The following is a 3,734-nucleotide window of genomic DNA, read 5'->3' as shown; positions in this document are numbered from 1 at the left end:
CCCATATCCGGGAATTCGACGACTTTGCGGGGAAATTCGGTGACGGTTTTCATGGCATGCTCCAGGATTGCCAGATGATGGAGCCTGCCGTACCGCGTCGTGGGCCAGCCAACGAATTCTGCTGGTCAATCCGCGTCAGTTCAGCGGAATGTCGTTATCGTCCTTGTTCGCCTGATAGACGCCGGACAGATCATCGTAGCGCGCCGAAATCGCGCCAATACGTGTTTCCAGCCGTTGCCGCTCGGCCGCGGGCAAAGCTCGCACCAACCGACGTATGGAAAAGCTCTTCCAGTAGGCGTTCTCGGCATTGTAGCCGCCGGGATCGAGAGTGAAGACCTCTTTCAGGATTTTCAGATCGTGCGGGATGGCAAAACTGTCGCGCGAATCCTCATGGCTGAACAGATAGTAGAAATTGTCGAAGCCGGTCCAGGTGATCGCCGACAGGCACAGCGAGCAGGGTTCATGCGTGGCGATGAAGATGGCGTCTTTCGTATCGACGCGCTCGGCCTTCGGCATTTCGTAGAAGCGCTTCAGGCAGTGCACCTCGCCATGCCAGAGCGGGTTTTCCATCTCGTTGTTGGTCTCGGCCAGCACCAGCGAACGGTCGTCCTTTCTCAGGATCGCCGCGCCGAACAGCTTGTTGCCATGGGCAACACCGTCGGCCGTCTTCGGCACGATGTCGTGCTCGATGACGTCGAGCAGGCGGTCGATCAGTGAAATATCGGTCATTACGGGGTCTCCTGCTGCATGTCGCACAAAAGTGCCCCCGGTTTTGGGGTAACGACACGCACAAAAAATTAAGGGAGATGGATCTCGTAGGCGTGCGAGAAATGGAACTCTTCGAGATTGGAGCCGTCGCCGCCACGGTCGACGATCAGGAAATCCTGCGCCTCGCCAAGCGGCGTCAGCACGCCATGCCAGAGATTACGGGAATAGTTGATGCCTTGTCCGGGTGCGGTGATGAAGGCATGCGGCTCGCCCGGTCCCTGCTCACCGTCATGGCAGACGACGACCAGGAACGGGCGCGGCGACAGCGGGATGAAGGCCTGGCTGCCGAAGGGGTGGCGCTCGACCATGCCTAGCCTCAGCGGCAATTCGTATGGCGTGCCGCGCACCATCGAGATCAGCACGCGGGCGTTCGGCCCGGTCGCCTCGGCGGTTGCGAGATCGTGGTAGCGCTCGGCCCTGCCGCCATTGATCGGGTAGTGGTTGTCGCCGCCCATGTCGATGACATCGCCGAATGGGGCAAAGCTCTCGCGGGTCAGCGGCCGCGCGACGATACGGGTCATGGCGCGCGCTTTGCGATGCCGGCGCCGCCGAGCTTGGCGTGCCGATTGACGTCCTTGTAGAGCAGATAGCGGAATTTGCCCGGGCCGCCGGCATAGCAGGCCTGCGGGCAGAAGGCGCGCAGCCACATATAGTCGCCAGCCTCGACCTCGACCCAGTCCTGGTTGAGGCGGTAGACCGCCTTGCCTTCCAGCACATAGAGACCGTGCTCCATGACATGGGTCTCGGCGAAGGGAATGACGGCACCCGGTTCCAGCGTCACAATGGTCATGTGCATGTCGTGGCGCAAATCGGCCGGATCGACGAAACGCGTCGTCGCCCAACGGCCCTCGGTGCCAGGCATCGGCGTTGGCGCGATTTCCTGTTCGTTGGTGAAGAAGGCTTCCGGCACATCAAGACCGTCGACCGCCTCGTAAGCCTTGCGAATCCAGTGGAAGCGGACGTCGGCCTTGCGCTCGTTGCGAACCGTCCAGCCGCTGGCCGGCGGCAGGAAGGCAAAGCCGCCGGGCCGCAAGACATGCTTCTTGCCGGCAAGCAGAACCGTCAGTTCGCCCTCGACCACGAACAGGGCGCCCTCGGCACCGGCATCGGGTTCCGGCCGATCGCTGCCGCCGCCGGGCGCGACCTCGACAATGTATTGCGAGAACGTCTCGGCAAAACCTGATAACGGTCGCGACAAGATCCAGACGCGCGTCTTGTCCCAGAACGGCAAGGCACTGGTGACGATGTCCTGCATCACCCCCCGGGGGATGACGGCATAGGCCTCGGTGAAGACGGCGCGGCCGGTCAGAAGCTCGCTCTGGCCGGGATGGCCGCCATGCGGCGCGTAATAGGTTCGGTCGGGCATCCTGATCGTATCCATGGGTTCAAACCTATTGCGGAAGCATGTCCTTGAGGCGGAGCAGCGCGATGCGCTCGACCTGTTTGCAGGCGGTCTCGAATTCGACGCCGCGGCTGTTGCCGATGCGCGCCTCGAATTCCGCCAGGATCTCCTCCTTCGTCTTGCCCTTCACCGCGATGATGAAGGGGAAACCGAAGGTGGTGACGTAGGCGGCGTTGAGCTTGGAAAACAGTTCGCGCTCCTTGTCGGTCAACGCGTCGAGGCCGGCCGAAGCCTGTTCCCTGGTCGATTCCGCCGTCAGCCGTTTGGCCTTGGCCAGCTTGCCGGCAAGGTCGGGATGGGCGTTGAGCACCGAAAGCCGCTCGGTTTCGCTGGCGGAACGGAAGACGCGGCAAAGCGCATTGTGCAGGCCGCCCGATGTGTCGTGCGCCGGACCCAGTTCCAGCTCGTAGGCGCGTTCGGCGATCCAGGGCGAATGCTCGAACACGCCACCGAAGGTATCAACGAACGTCTCGAATTCCATCTTCGATGGCCGCAGTGCCGCCGGCTTGTAAGGATTGGCCTCTTGCCAGTGGCGGGCGATGTCGATGCGCCGTGCCAGCCAGACCTTGTCGTGCGACTTCACATAGTCGACGAAGCGCTTCAGCGCCGCCACCCGGCCCGGCCGCCCGACGAGGCGGCAATGCAGGCCGATGTTCATCATGCGCGGCCGGCCGGCCTTGCCCTCGGCATAGAGCGTGTCGAAACTATCCTTCAAATAGGCAAAGAACTGGTCGCCCGAGTTGAAGCCCTGCGGCGTGGCGAAACGCATGTCGTTGGCGTCGAGCGTATAGGGGATGATGAGCTGCGTGCCGCCCTCATGTTCGAACCAGTAGGGCAGTTCGTCGTCATAGGTGTCCGACACATAGTCGAAGCCGCCTTCTTCCGCCACAATCCGCACTGTGTTGACCGAAGTGCGGCCGGTGTACCAGCCGGTCGGGCGCGCGCCGGTCACTTCGTAGTGCAGCTTGATCGCCGCTTCGAGGTCGCGGCGCTCATCCTCGACACTGTGGTCGCGGTAGTCGATCCATCTCAGACCGTGCGAAGCGATCTCCCAGCCGGCTTCCTGCATGGCCATGACCTGGTCAGGCGAACGGGCGAGTGCTGTGGCGACGCCGTAGCAGGTGATCGGCACCTCAGCCTCGGTGAACAGCCGAAGCAGCCGCCAGAAGCCGGCCCGCGCCCCATATTCGTAGATGGATTCCATGTTCCAGTGGCGCTGGCCCACCCAGGGTGCCGCGCCGACGATTTCCGACAGGAAGGCTTCAGAGGCCTTGTCACCGTGCAGCACGCAGTTTTCGCCGCCTTCTTCGTAATTGACGACGAACTGCACGGCGACATGCGCACCGCCAGGCCATTTCGGGTCCGGCGGATTGGCTCCGTAGCCGCGCATGTCTCTCTCGTAACGCATCGTCCCTCCCGCCGGGCATGGCCCGAAGTATGATCAGGATATCGAAAGGGCTGCCTGCGCATTCCCCCGAAAATTTTTGAAAGTGTTTTTGTCGCACTCCGCTCGACCGGGACTTATGCATCGCCTTTAAATGGCGCACAATTCACTGTTGATATT

At 62.2% G+C, this 3,734-nt stretch carries 4 protein-coding genes; all 4 read right to left on the bottom strand.

The features are described from left to right. Positions 1–135: 135 nt before the first annotated feature. Positions 136–729: a nucleoside deaminase gene (locus EN935_RS26225; protein ID WP_109665571.1), complete on the bottom strand. Its 594-nt coding sequence runs from the start codon at positions 727–729 to the stop codon at positions 136–138. A gap of 68 nt (positions 730–797) precedes the next feature. Next, positions 798–1,289: an ureidoglycolate lyase gene (locus EN935_RS26220; RefSeq protein ID WP_109665575.1), complete on the bottom strand. Its 492-nt coding sequence runs from the start codon at positions 1,287–1,289 to the stop codon at positions 798–800. Beyond that, complete coding sequence (locus EN935_RS26215; protein WP_127265202.1) at positions 1,286–2,149, bottom strand: bifunctional allantoicase/(S)-ureidoglycine aminohydrolase; 864 nt, start codon at positions 2,147–2,149, stop codon at positions 1,286–1,288. The genes EN935_RS26220 and EN935_RS26215 overlap by 4 nt, the downstream gene beginning before the upstream one ends. A gap of 10 nt (positions 2,150–2,159) precedes the next feature. Further along, positions 2,160–3,578 carry an allantoinase PuuE gene (gene puuE, locus EN935_RS26210; protein ID WP_127265203.1) on the bottom strand — a complete coding sequence of 473 codons (1,419 nt, stop codon included), beginning with the start codon at positions 3,576–3,578 and terminating at the stop codon, positions 2,160–2,162. Between the last annotated feature and the right edge of the window lie 156 nt (positions 3,579–3,734).

The organism is Mesorhizobium sp. M7D.F.Ca.US.004.03.1.1, assembly GCF_003998635.1.
GTDB lineage: Bacteria > Pseudomonadota > Alphaproteobacteria > Rhizobiales > Rhizobiaceae > Mesorhizobium > Mesorhizobium loti.
The sequence above is the reverse complement of the archived record's forward strand: the minus strand, read 5'-3'. Positions and strand labels throughout refer to the sequence as shown.

Coding starts and splice junctions, on each gene's coding strand:
- EN935_RS26225 (WP_109665571.1), bottom strand. CDS start 729: ATGACCGATATTTCACTGATCGACCGCCTGCTCGACGTCATCGAGCAC.
- EN935_RS26215 (WP_127265202.1), bottom strand. CDS start 2,149: ATGGATACGATCAGGATGCCCGACCGAACCTATTACGCGCCGCATGGC.
- EN935_RS26220 (WP_109665575.1), bottom strand. CDS start 1,289: ATGACCCGTATCGTCGCGCGGCCGCTGACCCGCGAGAGCTTTGCCCCA.
- puuE (WP_127265203.1), bottom strand. CDS start 3,578: ATGCGTTACGAGAGAGACATGCGCGGCTACGGAGCCAATCCGCCGGAC.